The sequence below is a fragment of the Bacillus nakamurai genome (assembly GCF_001584325.1).
GTDB lineage: Bacteria > Bacillota > Bacilli > Bacillales > Bacillaceae > Bacillus > Bacillus nakamurai.
This window is the reverse complement of sequence record NZ_LSAZ01000001.1, coordinates 88767-104513: the sequence shown is the minus strand read 5'-3', so window position 1 is coordinate 104513 and position 15747 is coordinate 88767. Positions and strand designations below refer to the sequence as shown.

The window sequence follows — 15747 nt, the reverse complement described above, 5'->3', positions numbered from 1 at the left end:
CACTCTATGGGGTCAGTCCACCGATCGGAAAGGCCTTTTTGTCATCTATTCAAGTTCCCGTTTCAGCCGGCTCTTGATTTCATGAATCCGCTGCATCTTATTGCTCCAGCAGTCTTCACTTAAATCAACCGGGTATTCTTCCGGTTTGCTGATCCGTTTGTATTCCTCCCACAGAAGCTTGAGGTTATCCTGCACGTATTGCTGGATATCCGTAATTTCAGGATTATCGTAGCACAAAACGCCGTTTTCAAAAATCGGCTCATGCAGGTCTTTCGCGCAGAAGTCGGTCACGAATTTGCTGACGAATGTGTGAACGGGATGAAACATTTTTAAGCGTTTCTGGTCATTGACATTCTCGTCGTAAAGAGCGATGTAATCCCCTTCAGAGTGATGGTTCAGCTTGTTGATAATCCGGTACACTTTCTTTCTGCCCGGAGTAGTCACCTTTTCAGGGTTTGATGAAATTTTAATGGTATCCGTCAATTTGCCGTTTTCTTCAATTGCCACGAGCTTGTAAACCGCGCCGAGAGCCGGCTGATCATATGCGGTAATCAGCTTTGTACCGATTCCCCACGTATCAATTCTCGCTCCCTGCGATTTAAGGTTTAATATCGTATGCTCGTCAAGATCGCTTGAGGCAATCACCTTTGCGTCCTTGAATCCCGCTTCATCAAGCATTTCACGCGCTTTTTTAGAAAGATACGCCAAGTCCCCGCTGTCCAGGCGGATGCCGATAAAATTAATGCGGTCGCCGAATTCTTTTGCGACTTTAATCGCATTCGGCATGCCTGAACGGATCGTATCGTACGTATCCACTAAAAACACACAGTCTTTATGCGTCTCCGCGTATTTTTTAAAAGCGGTATATTCGTCACGGTATGCCTGGACGAGCGCATGTGCGTGTGTGCCCGATACCGGGATATTAAAGCGCTTACCGGCTCTTACATTACTCGTTGCGCTGAAGCCCCCGATCAAGGCCGCTCTCGCTCCCCACATCGCCGCATCCATTTCATGGGCGCGCCGCGTTCCGAATTCAAGCGCGTCTTCGTCGCCGACCACGCCTTTAATGCGGGCCGCTTTCGTAGCGATTAATGTTTGGTAATTCACAATGTTGAGCAAAGCCGTTTCAATCAGCTGCGCTTCGATGAGGGGCGCTTCGACACGCATAATCGGTTCGTTGTTAAAAACGAGTTCTCCCTCTTTCATACTGTAAAGAGAGCCCGTAAAAGACAGCCCCCGCAAATATTCAATGAAATCATCCTGATAGTTTAATTCCGTTTTTAAATAATTAAGATCGCTGTCGGTAAATTTGAAGTTCTCCAAGTATTCGATCGCTTTTTCTAAGCCCGCAAATACCGCATAGCCGTTTTCAAAGGGAAGCTTTCTGAAAAAAAGCTCAAAAATCGCTTTTTTCTCATGAATGCCGTCTCTCCAATACGTCTCGGCCATATTAATTTGATAAAGATCTGTATGTAAAGACAAACTGTCGTCTTTAAAACCATGCTCCACCAAAATTGTTTTCCCCTTCCTTACTCTGCCGCTTGCGCTCCGATGCTGTTCTTAAAATGGGACAGGGCCCACTCGTGCCCATCCGGATTAAAGCTTGCCACAGCGTGCTTATGAACGACGATCTGAAAGCCTTTGTTATAGGCGTCAACCGCCGTATGCAAGACGCAGATGTCGGTGCACAGACCCGCCAGATGCAGTTCAGTAATCTGCCGCTCCCGCAGTTTCAGCTCTAAGTCCGTTCCCGCAAAAGCAGAATATCTCGTTTTTTCCATATAGCTTACATTCTTTGCGTATTCATGTTTCCGATAAAGAGGCAATAGCTTTCCGTACAGCTCTTTCCCCTTTGTACCTTTGATGTTATGCGGAGGAAACAGGCGTGTTTCAGGATGAAAGCCATCGTCTGCATCGTGTGAATCTACTGCAAAGACAACGTAATCACCATTTTCAATAAACGCTTCTGTCAATTTGACAATCGTATCTTCAATTTGCCTTGCGGGTTCGCCACAAGTTAATGCTCCGTTCTCTGCCGCAAAATCATTCGTATAATCAATGCAGATAAATGCTTTTTTCATAGCCGGCCTCCCCGCCATTCATATGTGAACATTATATCCTATCTCCACTTGTAAGTGAATTGGCATTGTAAAAAAGACAAACCGCGGTTTGTCCTTAAGGTTTCAGGAGTGAGCGCTTAAAAATGTCATCCTGAACGTAAATGCTGTCATGGTTCACGGCATTGTCGGCGGCAAACACAAGGCCGAGCGGCGTCTCAAATTGAAGATCCGAGATGACGGAGCTTCTGACGCCGGCTGCTGCGGCGAGCTTCATATAAGGCGAATAGGCGTGATAAGGAAGCTTTCCGTTTATATAAAGCACCGCTTTTGTGCGGCTCTTCAGCGCCTGCTTCACTTCTTCATACGGTGACTTTTGCAGCATTTGCCCCTTCGTCAGGGCAATAATGACTCTTTCACGAAGCGAGCCTAAAAATAAATGGCGCTCATCCGGTTTTGTCTGGAGAGGCCCGTACATTCCCTGCTGTAAATAAAGATCAACCGTTTTGTCGCTCATCGGCCTTCCCTCCTCTGCGTGTTATAGCATTATCACCCCTGGCCGGAGGCGGTAAACCGTTTTTCGTTACATTTCAGTCACCCAGTGGGTGATTTTTTCCGCCAATTCCAAAGCAGGCTCTGCCTCTGTCAGCTTGCTGAACGATTGGTGCAGTCTTTTCACGAGCGCATGTTTGTCTTCCTCGTAGGAAATGATGGTGCTCCATTCCAGCTCAGGAACGGCAACGAGGGTATGCTGTTCTTTTTTATTTTCGTGAAGATACACATCGCCGATCATTCCGGCCGGCACGGTAATGTTCGCTTTTCTGATTTTCATGAGAAATTCCCCTTTTATAAAGACTGATCCTATTATACTACAAAAAAGCAACAGCCTCCCAAAAGGAGGCTGTCACCCGTTAAACAAATCCGGTTCGTCAAACAGATCAATATCTTCGAAGAGCGTTTTGTTGAATTTATTATTCACTTTGGCAAAGTCGCCGGCATGAAACCATCCGGCTCCCGTGCCTGAGTGGTCGACGGCTTTTGGAGAGATGGCAAACACATCCCCGAAGCTCGCCGCGGCGTCTCCGTTTAAACTCATAATATAAATCGGCCCCACAATTGCAGGCATACCCCACACCTCCGCCTTTATTTACAGCATTTTATGCGCTGAAGGCGGAGGTGTGCCCTTTTTTTATTTCGGCTTGCGGCTGTCTTCACGCTTTGAGCGCTGGCGCAGCCTGATGAGCCGGAAGATATTTAAGACAAAGGCTTTTAAGACGGCGTAAACCGGCACGGCCAGAATCATCGCGAGAATGCCGCCGAAGCTGCCCGCTCCGACAAGCAGCAGGATAATGGTGAGCGGGTGGGTATTCAGCCGCTTCCCGATCACAAGCGGAGACAGCAGATTTCCGTCAAGCTGCTGAACGACAACGACGACGATAATCGCAAACAGCGCCTTCGCCGGCGAATCCATAAAGGCGATAATCACTGCCGGCGCCGCTCCCAGAAATGGCCCGAGATACGGGATGATATTGGTAACGGCGATCACCATCCCGAGAATTAACGCATACGGCAGGCCGATGATCCAGTACCCGATAAAGCAAGCCGTTCCGACAAAGAGGCAGATTAAGAGCTGGCCTTGAAAGTAAGCGGCCAATGTGACATATAAATCATTAAATATTTTCAGGCCTTCCGCCCGGTAGGCAGAAGGCAATATTTTGACCGCCAATCGCGGAAAACGCTGCCCGTCCTTCAGCATATAAAACAGAATAAACGGAACGGTGATTACGACAAGCGTAATATTCGTAACGACGCCGAAAACCGCAGAAAGGCTTGCGGTAATATTTTGCGGGAGACTCTGTAAAAAACCTGTCAGCGACTGCTGAATTTTTTCAATCGAGACATAATTTTGGGTCATCATCCACGTAAACCATTTAGAATGGGATAACTCATTCGTTAAGCCCTGAATTTGATTGATATAATCAGGAAAATTGTTAAACAGCCCGGTGACTTGCGAGGCGACGATCGGGCCGATTGCGGCAAACATAAAAGCAATCAGGCCGATAAAAACCAAATAAATGAGCAGGATTGCCAGCGTCCGGGGAATTTTTTTCTCAAGCAGGCGCACGATCGGATTAAAGATAAAAAATAAAATTCCTGAAATCAGGATGGGGAAAAACAGGGTCGTGATAAATCCGAAAAACGGCTGAAAAATAAACGATACTTTCGTTGATACATAAATAATGAGCAAAACGAGCAAAATTTGCAGCGTCCAAAAGTGGACCTTTGATTTCAACAAGCTTTTTCCTCCTATTGTCAAGTGAACTTGTACTGTGATTGTACCAAAAAAAAGGATCGTGCATCTATGTATCTCAAAAAAGAAGACGCACCGGGGATCTTGAAGGGCCGCCTCCGGTTTGCGCCTATTTCGGTTGATTACACCCGTTCAGTATAGTCAGGCATGACAGAAACCATGTGGCGGTTTCTGATATAAAACACATGATCGCAGTTTTCTTCAATGGCGATATGGTCAGGCGTGGCATCAATCAGCCGCCCCCTGAAAATACGTCTGACGGTTTGAATGATAAGCCTTGAGCCGATAAGCTTATGGATGGTCTGGTAAACATAAGGGTCTGCTAACGATACGATTTGCGGGCTTCCATGATGGGCCATTTTCGCTGTTCCCCTTTTCTATGTTTTCCATCAGTATATGCAGCAGACAAATAATATGACACAGTACGTCTATGGGGGCAAAAAGGTGATAGGGAATATGCGGATTTATGTAAAAGCGGAAAAGGCCGCAGGAGAGGCCTATACTGACTTTCTTATGGGATATTGGGCTTGGTCAATTAACTGATCAAGCTTTTGGATTTGTTTCAGCGCAGCCGTATGGTCGATTTGGCGGTAGTGATGGTGCCCGCCCGGTTCTTCATCCAGTTCATCCGCTTTTTTTACAGTTTGCTGGAGCGTATTCTTGTCCAGTTCGCCCTCAGGCAGATAAGAATCGGTATGAAGCAGAATCGCCAGCGCAATTTCCTTCGCCGCTTTCGGTTCTTCACCGAGCCGTATGAGCAGCTTATGCGCCCGTTCCGCACCTTTAATGGCATGGATATCGTTTCTTCTGTACTTCTCATAATCCCATTTGCCGTCTGTGTACCATTCATAATGGCCGACGTCATGCAGTAAAGCCGCTTTCGCCGCAAGGTCCGGGCTGACGCCTGCTTTTATGGCCAGACGATATGCATGGAACGCACACGCTATCGCATGGGCGACACCGGAGCGCTGTAAATATTTTTGTGCGATTGGATGGGTGAAGACATCCATTAATGTAACATTTCTCATGGAAACCCCTCCTTATATATATTTTTAGAATCCTAACATATATTGAGAAAAAACTCAATTCATCTGTTACATCACCCTTTATTTCTTATACCCCTTGTACAGGGTTTCAGTCATTATATGCATGGATACCGCAAAATGATTGAGCCAATAAAAAAAAGAGCAGTTTGACCTGCTCTATAAAAATTCTTTTATGTCGTATATCCGGCCGTTTTCCACTTCACCTGAAATCAGCGAGTGGATGACGCCGGCGATATATTCCGGGCTGCGCAGGCTTTTTGTCTCTTTCAGATTGCGGAACCGTTCGATATCATGAAAATCTTCTTTCGATGAGGCGCGGATGACGCCTTGCATGTATGTGTCCATAACGCCCGGCGAGAATGAAATCATGTGTGCCGGAAGCTCTTCATCCTCTTGTTCAAGCCCGAATGTTCTCGTAAACATATCGAGCCCCGCTTTTGAGCTGCAATACGCGCTCCACCCTTTGTAAGGGTTTTTCGCCGCTCCTGATGTGATGTTTACAATCGTTTTCTTTCCGCCGAACGATTCAAAACGTTTCGCAAACATTTGGCTGAGCAAAACGGGTGCCGTCAGATTAAGGGTATAGTGGCGCTCCAATTCTTCCATGGAAGCCTCTTTCGCCCGCTTGATCGGCGCTACCATCCCGGCGTTATTGATAAGTGTGACGGCCGTGTACCGTTCCGGCTGAACCTGATCGAGTATCGCTTTCATTTGCCGTTCCGTGTCTGTCAGATTCGTCAAATCAACGCTGTACTCTGTCAGCCCTTCGCGTTTGTCTCCGCTTACCGTTCTGGATAACGCCGATACTTCGCGGCCTTCTTTGAGCGCCTGCTCCATAAGAGCGCGGCCCAAGCCTTTTGAAGCGCCTGTAATAAGAAAAAACTGCATGAAAATCCTCCTTTTTTCTTATTTTACGTTCTGCTCCAGCGGAAATACAAGCAATCCGTCTACGGTTTGGACTTTTCCTGCACCGTAACTTTCGGGATCAGATAGATAATCGCTGCGATACCGAGCAGGATCAAAACAGAATAAATGACGGGAAGCAAAAAGGATGTCTTTTCCTCTTCTTTTTCAGTTTCAGAGGTATGCTGCACAGCGGGCTCTGAAAAAGTAATTCCCAGTTTCTTCGATTGCGCTGTGATCGTATTCGGTTCGATGTCTGATGATGTGAACAGGCCTGATATCAGTTTTTCATCCTGACCTTCGGCAGGTTTCTCAAACGTGATGTCCCTTTGTTCTTTTGGGAGCGCCGTTTTTTCCTCGGAATAGGCATCGTCGTGCAAATAATTCGTACGAATCTCAATGTCTTTCTTTTCATATTCATTCGGCTTGACGTCGGTATTTTCCTCAGTCTTAGCAAGAGCGGCGGGTATGAAAAGGAAAAAGGAGAGCATAAAAAGCATGATCCCCTTTTCCATTTGTTTTTTACGCTTCATAAGATTGATCGCTTTCTTCCGTTTTTTCCGTAATCAGACGAAGAATCAGCGGAAGCGCCGCCGCGATCAGCGTAATGATCAGCAGGACCATGATTCCCATCGTAAATAGATGGCCCGTTCCGTATTGAATATCAATGTAGATTTTAGAAACAGGGCTGTCAAAGCTGAAGTTCGGCATAATCAGGTCGATCAGCGGCGCAACGTAAAACAGAATCAGCGCGGATGATGCGATCCATCCGGAGATCGATCCGAAGATAAAGGCTGCCCGGATAAAAGCTGAACTTGCGGCAAGCAGCAGAATGGTAAAGACTGACCATTTAATCGTCTGATCGTCCGGAAGCGAGTAAATATTCAAACCGAACAAACTGATCATCAGGCCGACAAGGATGTTTAAGATGCCAAAGAGCGCACCTTTTACCGGAAGCGGGGCATTTTGATAATACGAGCTGAAATATCCGATCAGAAGGCTGCTGATCAGGACAATGACCAAAATGACAACCGGCGGAACGTTTTGGGTGTGTTCTTCCGGCACCTCGCCGCTGATTTTAAGCGGATTGGCCAAATAATCGTAAACGTATCCGTTCTCCTGCCCGTCGACGAGCGCATTTCCTAAAATGCCGTAGACGTCGTTTCTGATCAGTTTTGTGGAATCCACGTTTTTGCCCCAGTTACTGTTGAGGGTGTCGGCTTTATGCTGCACGTCATTTACGCTTTGCTGCATGTTGTCGGTGTAGCTGATGATGCCTGACTGGCGTTCCGATAGATGGCCCATCGTGTCTGACATTTGCAGCACTTCGCGGCCGACGGTATCCTGAGCGCTCAGCGCCATCGTACCGGTTAAACCGTTTTCGTTAAACGCTGCCGCTTCCTGCATGGCGCCTTTTGCGAGCTGATCAGCTGCATTGGCGGCGCTTTCTGAAATTTTGGCCAGCTCATCGAGCACTCCCGATTGTTCATCTCTGATATAGCTGTTGTAGTTATCGGTGAACTCGGTCATGCCGCTGATGAAACGATTGATGTCTTCATCGGTTTCCATCTTGTTGTTTTTCAGGTTTTCCCAGCTTGCCGTTTCTTCCGGTTTGATGGCGAGGACGGATTGGACATTGCCTTGCTTGTCAGTGATTGCCTTATCTTTTGCTTCACTATCAACCGTACCAAATAGAGTAGAATCATATGCAGATAAATATTTATAATATTTCATTAAATCAGAGATATTGAATGTATTGATCTCTTTTATGAATTGTAATTGATCTTTATTTTCCAACTCCATAATGGCTGTCTTTATGCCATCAAAATCTTCTTTCCTCTTTGCCTTTAGCGTCTTTAAATCTTTATTAAGGTCTTTTAATTGAATGTTCAGATCATCAATTTGATTATTGAGTTTGTCTATTTGTATTTGCAGCTCTTCAAGCTTCTTTTTCAACTTTTCATTATGCGTATTTTCTTTTTCTTTCAATTCCTCTTCAATTTTTTGAATACGTTCTGAGGCTTGAATAAGCTGTTCTTTAGCCTTTTTGATATCTGAATCCTCTTCAGGTTGTCCCTCATTTTCGTCTCCAGTTTCACTCTCATTAGCCAGTTTGACAACCTCAACTGATTGAGAAGATGCAGTTTGTTCAGCACCTGAGCTATCTATAGGTTCCTTTTCAGTATCTTCGGTATGCTCCTGAGCTTGGTCATCTGACTTACCATCATCATTTTGTCCGTTATCGTCAGTTTGATTATCAGAATTTGTTTCTTTTCCATTATCTTGTTTTGGCGTATCTGGATCAGTATCTTGATTTTCTGTATCAGACTCTTCTTTTAGGCTTTCTGAAATGTTTTTAATTTGCGCAGCAATCTCTTTTAACTCATCACGCTGGTCTTGTAATTCTAATTTTAGATCATCTTTATCTTCTTGATTCTGATCTTTATCTTTATCTTGATCTTGATTACCATCGTCAGGACTTTCCGTATCAGGTCTTTCTGCAACAGTTAATTTTTCACGAGCCGGTATTAATTCCACAAGGAGGCTGTTTAATTTATTTAGCTTAGCCCCGTTTTGGTAGACATTAATTAAATTGCTTTGGATAAGACCCATGCCGTTTTCCTGCTCCGGCACTTGTTTTTCTCTCACCTGTTGGGCTGCCGCTATTGCTGAGCCGGTCTGGCCGAGCTGTGTCTTTGCCTGGTTTATGCCTGTAGCCAGTCCGCTCATGAGAGTGCTGAATTGGTTGGCGGCCTGCTGTGCTTTAATGGCGTTTAACCCGGTTGTGATTTGCTGCTGATTTTGTTCTTGGGCTGCCAGCAGCAGTTTTTTCTGGTTTTCTTGATATTGTTTATATCGTTCAACCGTATCGGCAAAATCTTTAAGTGTGTTTTTTGCTTCGTCAGCTGCTGACAATTTTTCTTTTGACGTGCCCTGCGCTTCATTCATTGATGCTTTCAGTTCGTCAATTAAGTCTTTTTGCCGCTTGATTTCACCGGCCAAGTCATTGGAGCTTGGCTTATAAAAGTTGTACATGACGTTTTGGAATTCTGATTCTTTATTAACGATCTTGTCAAATTCGCCTCTGACATTGTTCACTTTTTGCGAGACAAAATTCCAATACAAGGCCGACATTTTTTTATTCATTGATTTTTGGGCATCCTCAAGCTCGCGCTGCACTTTTTCTTTGTTGACGGCATTCAGGTTGTTTTGAATGCTGAAAGTCAGCGCAGCTTTTTGAGGGCGCTCCTTGTCATAACTCAAAATGTCTTTTGAAAAATCAGAGGGAATGTAGACGATGGCGTCATATTTCTTTGCCGCCAAGCCGTTTTCCGCCGCACTCCGGTTTACGACCGTCCAAGAATAATGCGGACGGTCACCGAGAGCGGCCGCCACTTCTTTGCCAAAATGGACGGATTGCGGCTGTTCATCACTCGTTTCCGTTTCCTCATTTAACCCCGTGTCTTCGTTTACGACCGCGATTTGTCGTGTGGCGTTTATTTTTTGTTTCGTCGGGTCATCGCCGATAAACCGGAAAAACAGCACCGGCAGCAGCAAAATGATGATGACCGCGGCTATTAATTTCATCAGGCTTTTTCGTTGTTCAGTCATCTAACAGCCTCCCTTTCCGCAGAACATAAAGGAATTTGAATTTTTTGCTCCTTCCCGTTTTCAACCAAATAGCCGAAGCCCGGCTGAATGTCCGGTTCCTGCCGCTGATAAGGCAGCGGAATCACATTTTGTTCAGATTTTTTCACAAGCAGCATCGCATGGCGAATCTGCTTCATTTCCGTCGTTAAGGAGTCATAGCCTTTCGAGAATTCGCTGTGATTGCCTGCCGGGATGAAGCTGAAGCCTACGTGCGCGTATGATTTCATAAACATCGCCAGCGCATCCTGAATGGAGGTGTCGATCGTCTGCTGGAATCTCGTAATTCCGTCTGCCATCAACACGACCGGAGAGAAGCTGAGCTTGTGCACATCGCCATGCTTAACGGCCTGCGCGTACAGCGCTTCCCGCTCTTCGAAGATGCGTTCGGCCGTTTCGATCCACTCCTTCACGTCTTCTTTTGTATCCAAATAGCTGACGTTTGTTTCCTGCGCATAATGCGACAGCCCCCGGTCAATGGAGTCGAACAGGCCGATCAGTTCCGTCTCTTCACGCAGCAGATGTTCAATCATCACTTTCATAACATTTGTTTTGCCGCGCTGTGTCTGGCCTAAGATAAGGCAGTGTTTATGTTTTCCGAGATCAAAATACACTGGGCTGACTTTTTCCTCATGAAGCCCGACAGGAATACGAAACGGCTCCCGGTCCGAACCGAGGCGGAGCGAGAATTCTTTTGCCGACAGCATATCCGGAAGCATCGGAATCGGGACCGGTCCGGGTTTTCCTGCATGGCGCTCAGCTAATGCCTGCACATCGCTTTTCAGCGCTTGGAACATCTCGAGATCATTTTCCGCATCAGCAGGAAGAAGCATTTGCGCGAAATACAGTTCTTCTTTTTGAATCATGACGCGGCCAGGGATCGGTTCGAGGCTGAATGGCGGACGTCCGTAAATGGAATACCCCTCGGATTGGTCCATTAAATAATGGACGACTTTTGTTTTTAAGTTGTTTAAAAGCGACTGGCGGACGGCGTTTACTCTCGTTGCGGTGAGCAGGAAGTAAATGCCTAAGCTTTGCCCGTCGCGGGAAATTTGGATGAATTCCGTTTCTAATTCATGCATTTCGTCTTTTACGATGTCAAAGTTGTCAATTGTTATAAATATGAACGGCAGCTCTTCTTCGCTGAGCGAATTGTACATTTTGATATGGCTGACTTCTTTTTCCCTGAACAGCCGTTTCCGGTGTTCGATCTCTTCCTTGATGCGGATCATGAATTTTTCGATCTTTCTCGTTTGATCCATTAAGAAATAGTCAGCGGTATGCGGGAGCTTCGCCAATGGCAGAAGCGTGCCGTTTCCGAAGTCAAAGATGTACATATGCATTTGCTCCGGCGTATACCCTTCCGCAAAATTCATCAGGAAGGTGATCGCAGCTACTGACTTCCCGTAGCCGGACGAGCCGAAAATGCCGATGTTGCCGTCATCCATCATCGTATAAGCGAGCGGGGCCTGTCTTTGCTGATCAGGCTCATCAAAGTACGCAACGAAGAAGCGGTCTTTTTCTTCTGCCGGATAAAGAGTGCGCGGTATGCGATCGGCAAGCGGCGGAAGCCACGGGCTCGGCAGTTTTTCAATGCCCATTTCTTTTTGGATGCGTTCTATTTCATCAACCACTGCTTCGATCTCGGCTGGCGCGTCTTTTTTGGCCAGTTCGTCTGTATCGACTTCTGAGAGCGGAATCAAGCCCGTATCGGTAACAATTGCGATGTCATCCTCCGTGCCGTACACATCCGCCATATAAGGCGCACCGCTCCATGCAGACTGGAACTGCTCGTACACTTCGTTATTGCCGACCTGCAAATATCCGCGCCCGGTTACGGTAATATTCGCCGCATCGCTGTTTTTCAAAATTTCTTTACTGTCGCTTGCATCCTGCACCTTCAGCGCGACTTTAAAGCGCGAGTTGCTCCATATTTGGTCATCAATGATGCCGCCCGGCTTTTGCGTTGCAAGTATTAAATGCACGCCGAGGCTTCGCCCGATGCGCGCGGCGCTGACAAGCTCTCTGATAAAGTCTGGCTCTTCGCTTTTCAGCTCGGCAAATTCATCTGAAATTAAAAACAGGTGCGGCATCGGAATCTCCGCTTCTCCCTGTTTATACAGCTTTGTATAGTCGTTGATGTGATTCACGCGATATTGATCAAACAAACGCTGTCGTTTTTTCAGCTCGCTTTTAATCGAGGCAAGCGCCCGGATGCTGAAGTTCTTGCTTCCTTCGATATTGGTGATCGTACCGAGCAGGTGAGGCATTTTGCGAAACGGCTGCGCCATTCCCCCGCCTTTATAGTCAATCAGTAAGAATGCAGCTTCATGCGGATGAAAATGAACGGCCAGTGACAGGATGTACGTTTGGAGAAACTCACTTTTCCCGGAACCCGTCGTTCCCGCCAGCAATCCGTGCGGTCCGTGGGCTTTTTCGTGCAGGTTTAAATACACGATGTCATCTTTTCCTTTGTAGCCGATCGGAACGGACAGTGATTTCGCTGATTCACTTGTCTGCCATTTCTGCCTGATGCCGATTTCTTTTACTTCTTTTGCATGAAACAGTTCCAAAAATGAGACCGTTTCAGGGATGGAGTTTGTCATCCCGACTTGATGCTGTAATGTCCGCAGCGTTCGGGCAAACCGTTCATTGTTTTTCCGTTCATGCTTGTCCAGCCTAAACGGAACCTGCACCGCTTTTTTCTTTTGAATGAGAATGTCGCCTTCATCTTCATTAATATAGCGGACGAGGGTGTGAATGTTTTCTGACAGGCTTTCCTTCGTTTCCGCGGCGATGATCGCTGAGATGCCGAGATGCTCGTGGCGTCCTTCGATGTATTCTAAAATGACGTGCTCTGAAATCAGCTGCTGATTTGTGATGACAAAGACAAAATGCGGCTGGAAGACGAGTTTTTCTTTGTCTTCTTCCAAATCCCGCTCTCTCAACAGCTCGTAAATGGACGATAACAATTGATCACGGGTCTGTTCATTGTAAATAAACCCTTTCGCATACATATGCGGCAGCTGGAATTGCGGCAGCCACTTCATCCATTCCCATTCCTTATATTCATCTTCATGAAAGATAAAGACAAAACGCAGGTCGTGGTAGCTGTTGAAAAAAGCGAGCTGGCCGATCAGCTGGTGAATCTCATTTTTTACGATTTGTGATTTTCCGATGAGCCCCATCGGCCCTTCTTGTAAATCAACGGTGACGGGTGCGTTTCGGACGTCCTTGTACACACGCTGCATCTGCTGTGACTGCTCCATCAAGTCATCTATGTCGCGGTTTGCCAAATCGCCGCCGCTCATGGAAATCTCATAGCTTGCGGGAACCGTTCCTGTTCCGAGCCGAAGCATGAGAAAATCCCTGCTTTCCAGCGATTTTTCCCAAATGCGCCCGCTGATTTCAGAGGTTAAGTATTTCATGTTTTCAAAGGATGGAAAATGAAACATGAGCACCTGCAATTGCTTTTCAGACAGCGCCTGCAGCTCTTTCCGTTTGTTATCTAAATACAGCTTGTACACGCGCTCCCGCTTTTCCTCGCGTTTTTTCCGCTGGCTTTTTTCACGAAAGTATTGAACCGTGGACGTAATCAGCGTCATGATAAACATCGCCATGGAGACGAGGATGAAAATTCCCCTCGGCTGGATGATGGCGACAACCGTCATGACGATCAGCATGACCAGCGGCGGAAGAATGACGAGCCAGAGGCCTCTGTTGTTTTGATCGCTCTCTTGCGAAGGAAAGCTGAACGAGACCCGGTCTTCGGGCAGATCATAGACCATCCGGGGCGTTCTGCGATATTGCGGGTATTTCTTTTTCATTTCGGTGCTTGGTTTTTTTGTCTTGAGTAAGCCTGTTTGAAACCGTTCGTGGTGAATGATTTCTAATAGATCCTCTTCCGTCAGCCTCACCCTCAGAAAATTCCACAGCAGCTCGTCTCCCGCCTGAAGTTTTTGAGAGGCAGCAGCACGCTCACCATTTACGTAAACTTCCTGACTGCCGGGAATGACAGACCAGCTGTCTCCCGCTTTCTGCAAATAAAATGTGCCTTTTTGAGCGGAGGACGGTTCTTTAACAATATCCGCTTCCAAAAGCTCTGAGGAAAAGACAATCTCATCCTTCTCACCAATAAAATAAACAGACGTTTCCTGCTGATCTTCAGTGATTCGGAGCCGAATGTCCTCTCCTTCAATCTGAAACGAAACGTCATTTCCTATCGTCAATGCGCCGGCACAGTTATTTCCCAGGAAAACATCATACAGGTCTGTTTCTTTGCTGCGAAGGGAGACTGCGGTGTGCCGTAACGGAAGAGTGCCGATCGTGATCGTATCCTTCATTTCCGGCCCGATGGTCAGCGGCTGAGATGCCGGGAGGTCAGACAGGCTGATTTTTTGAACGTGTTTCTGATAAAACACCCATAACAGACTCATATGGCGAACCTCCTGACAGCCTGATCGTTACTTGCGGCCATTTGATGTATTCTGTTATTTTTTTTCATCTTTTTTCTCATCTTTCTTGTCGTTCTCATTGTTATCCTTTGCTTCGGCTTGTTTTTTGCCGTCATCTTGTCCGGCTGTTGCGGCTGTATCACTATCGGCGTCCGCTTTCTGCTCGTCCAGTTCTTTTTGCGCTTTCGTCAGCTCGCTTTGCACGGAGTCCAGTTCTTTTTGCTTTTCATCGTCCTTCATACTGTCATCCGCTAATAATTGCTGTTTATATTTCGAAAGCCCGAGCCAGATGTACGGGTTGTATTCCAGTTTGCGGCCGATGCTGATCGCTTCTTCATTTTCTCCTCTGCCGATATCTATCCAATAAAGGAAGTGTTTCGGATCTGATTGAAGCGTGACTAAATTTCCAATGTTTTTCCGCTGTTCTTCAGAAAGCTTTTCAACCGCAACATACGAAGAAGCAAGCTCGTACTGCACCGATTCAGGCAGGCTTTCCGCGTCATATTTCGCCAGCGTATCTATCACTTTGCTGTACTGCTGATTTAAAAACGCCCGGTTGCTGTCTACGATCGCTTCTTGTTTCGGCTGGGCGAAAAACAGAATGTACATAGAATACAAAAGAGCGGGCACAAGCGCGACAGCCAGCGCCAGTCCGGCGTATCTCTGTATTTTCCATTTCTTTTTAGGTATTTTTATGTATGTTTTGTCCCGGGCTTCGAGCCTGTCAATTGTGTTTTGGATGGTTTCTTCCAGCTCTTCAAACGTCTCTGCTTCTAAAATGCTTTTAGCCTCGGGAGAGAATGATAGCGTCTCATTGTATTTCAGATACTCTTCAAAGGTGTACGCCCCGTCAGCTGCAAGCGCTGCGGCCGCTTTCAGTTCTTTCCATACCCTTTGCCCGTCTTCTTCATAAGGCGGGAGGCTTTCCTTTACGCCGTAATAAAGAAAATGCGGTGTCAGCGCTTTATCAAACACGATATTTTCCGGCGCCGCGATGATATGGAGCCGTTTCAGTTTGTGCTGCTTGACGGCTTGGACGAGACGGTACGCAAACTGCCATCTGCTTTTTTTATCTTTTCCTTTTATATAGCGGAAAGCCTGATAGGAGGAAGGGGGGCTGACGGTTATCGTTACTTCGTCTTCAGACACAAGGACCTCCTTTTGAAAAAAGGGATCAACGTCTTTGATAACATTCGCCTCAAGGCCGTCCAGAAGCTTGATTTTTTCCCGCTGGAAGGTGAACGTGAAGCCTGATTCGGTTTCTGCCCGTGCGGCGTCTAATTCGGTTTCTAAGTAGGATCGCTTATGATCTGCCATTCCACCATGTC

13 protein-coding genes are annotated in these 15747 nt (G+C 46.6%); all 13 read right to left on the bottom strand.

The genetic code is table 11. The features are described from left to right. Window positions 1–45: 45 nt before the first annotated feature. The 13 genes from AXI59_RS00510 to essB all read right to left on the bottom strand — a co-directional run bounded on the left by AXI59_RS00510 (window position 46) and on the right by essB (window position 15736). Window positions 46–1512, bottom strand: coding sequence for a nicotinate phosphoribosyltransferase (locus AXI59_RS00510; protein ID WP_156476191.1), 1467 nt, complete (start codon window positions 1510–1512; stop codon window positions 46–48). Between the two features lie 17 nt (window positions 1513–1529). After that, window positions 1530–2081, bottom strand: coding sequence for a cysteine hydrolase family protein (locus tag AXI59_RS00505; protein WP_061522293.1), 552 nt, complete (start codon window positions 2079–2081; stop codon window positions 1530–1532). A 94-nt stretch (window positions 2082–2175) separates the two neighbouring features. After that, window positions 2176–2574, bottom strand: a complete 399-nt coding sequence (locus AXI59_RS00500; protein WP_061527091.1) for a YueI family protein — start codon at window positions 2572–2574, stop codon at window positions 2176–2178. Window positions 2575–2640: 66 nt separating this feature from the next. Next, window positions 2641–2889 carry a YueH family protein gene (locus tag AXI59_RS00495; protein WP_061522291.1) on the bottom strand — a complete coding sequence of 83 codons (249 nt, stop codon included), beginning with the start codon at window positions 2887–2889 and terminating at the stop codon, window positions 2641–2643. Between the two features lie 72 nt (window positions 2890–2961). After that, a complete protein-coding gene (locus AXI59_RS00490; RefSeq protein ID WP_061527090.1) occupies window positions 2962–3183 on the bottom strand; it encodes a spore germination protein in 222 nt (73 codons plus the stop codon). Window positions 3184–3246: 63 nt separating this feature from the next. Next, the gene (locus AXI59_RS00485; protein WP_061527089.1) at window positions 3247–4353 is read right to left on the bottom strand and encodes an AI-2E family transporter; all 1107 of its coding nucleotides are present in this window, start codon (window positions 4351–4353) and stop codon (window positions 3247–3249) included. A gap of 137 nt (window positions 4354–4490) precedes the next feature. Next, entirely contained in the window at window positions 4491–4727 is a 237-nt protein-coding gene (locus AXI59_RS00480) for a DUF2642 domain-containing protein (RefSeq protein ID WP_061522288.1), read from the bottom strand. A gap of 138 nt (window positions 4728–4865) precedes the next feature. Then, window positions 4866–5396 carry an HD domain-containing protein gene (locus AXI59_RS00475; RefSeq protein ID WP_061527088.1) on the bottom strand — a complete coding sequence of 177 codons (531 nt, stop codon included), beginning with the start codon at window positions 5394–5396 and terminating at the stop codon, window positions 4866–4868. A 174-nt stretch (window positions 5397–5570) separates the two neighbouring features. Continuing rightward, window positions 5571–6302, bottom strand: coding sequence for a (S)-benzoin forming benzil reductase (locus tag AXI59_RS00470; RefSeq protein ID WP_061527087.1), 732 nt, complete (start codon window positions 6300–6302; stop codon window positions 5571–5573). A 59-nt stretch (window positions 6303–6361) separates the two neighbouring features. After that, the gene (gene essA / locus AXI59_RS00465; protein ID WP_061522310.1) at window positions 6362–6832 is read right to left on the bottom strand and encodes a type VII secretion protein EssA; all 471 of its coding nucleotides are present in this window, start codon (window positions 6830–6832) and stop codon (window positions 6362–6364) included. Between the two features lie 7 nt (window positions 6833–6839). After that, complete coding sequence (gene esaA, locus AXI59_RS00460; RefSeq protein WP_061527086.1) at window positions 6840–9929, bottom strand: type VII secretion protein EsaA; 3090 nt, start codon at window positions 9927–9929, stop codon at window positions 6840–6842. Then, complete coding sequence (essC, locus tag AXI59_RS00455; protein ID WP_061527085.1) at window positions 9926–14401, bottom strand: type VII secretion protein EssC; 4476 nt, start codon at window positions 14399–14401, stop codon at window positions 9926–9928. Before essC ends, esaA begins: the two co-directional genes overlap by 4 nt. Window positions 14402–14455: 54 nt before the next feature. Further along, on the bottom strand, window positions 14456–15736 hold the full coding sequence (gene essB, locus AXI59_RS00450) for a type VII secretion protein EssB (protein ID WP_061522309.1): 1281 nt from the start codon (window positions 15734–15736) through the stop codon (window positions 14456–14458). Window positions 15737–15747 lie beyond the last annotated feature (11 nt).

Bases quoted from the DNA above. Each gene is read 5' to 3' on its own strand.
- essB (WP_061522309.1), bottom strand. From the start codon at position 15,736: ATGGCAGATCATAAGCGATCCTACTTAGAAACCGAATTAGACGCCGCA.
- essC (WP_061527085.1), bottom strand. From the start codon at position 14,401: ATGAGTCTGTTATGGGTGTTTTATCAGAAACACGTTCAAAAAATCAGC.
- essA (WP_061522310.1), bottom strand. From the start codon at position 6,832: ATGGAAAAGGGGATCATGCTTTTTATGCTCTCCTTTTTCCTTTTCATA.
- AXI59_RS00500 (WP_061527091.1), bottom strand. From the start codon at position 2,574: ATGAGCGACAAAACGGTTGATCTTTATTTACAGCAGGGAATGTACGGG.
- AXI59_RS00505 (WP_061522293.1), bottom strand. From the start codon at position 2,081: ATGAAAAAAGCATTTATCTGCATTGATTATACGAATGATTTTGCGGCA.
- AXI59_RS00490 (WP_061527090.1), bottom strand. From the start codon at position 3,183: ATGCCTGCAATTGTGGGGCCGATTTATATTATGAGTTTAAACGGAGAC.
- AXI59_RS00495 (WP_061522291.1), bottom strand. From the start codon at position 2,889: ATGAAAATCAGAAAAGCGAACATTACCGTGCCGGCCGGAATGATCGGC.
- esaA (WP_061527086.1), bottom strand. From the start codon at position 9,929: ATGACTGAACAACGAAAAAGCCTGATGAAATTAATAGCCGCGGTCATC.
- AXI59_RS00480 (WP_061522288.1), bottom strand. From the start codon at position 4,727: ATGGCCCATCATGGAAGCCCGCAAATCGTATCGTTAGCAGACCCTTAT.
- AXI59_RS00475 (WP_061527088.1), bottom strand. From the start codon at position 5,396: ATGAGAAATGTTACATTAATGGATGTCTTCACCCATCCAATCGCACAA.
- AXI59_RS00470 (WP_061527087.1), bottom strand. From the start codon at position 6,302: ATGCAGTTTTTTCTTATTACAGGCGCTTCAAAAGGCTTGGGCCGCGCT.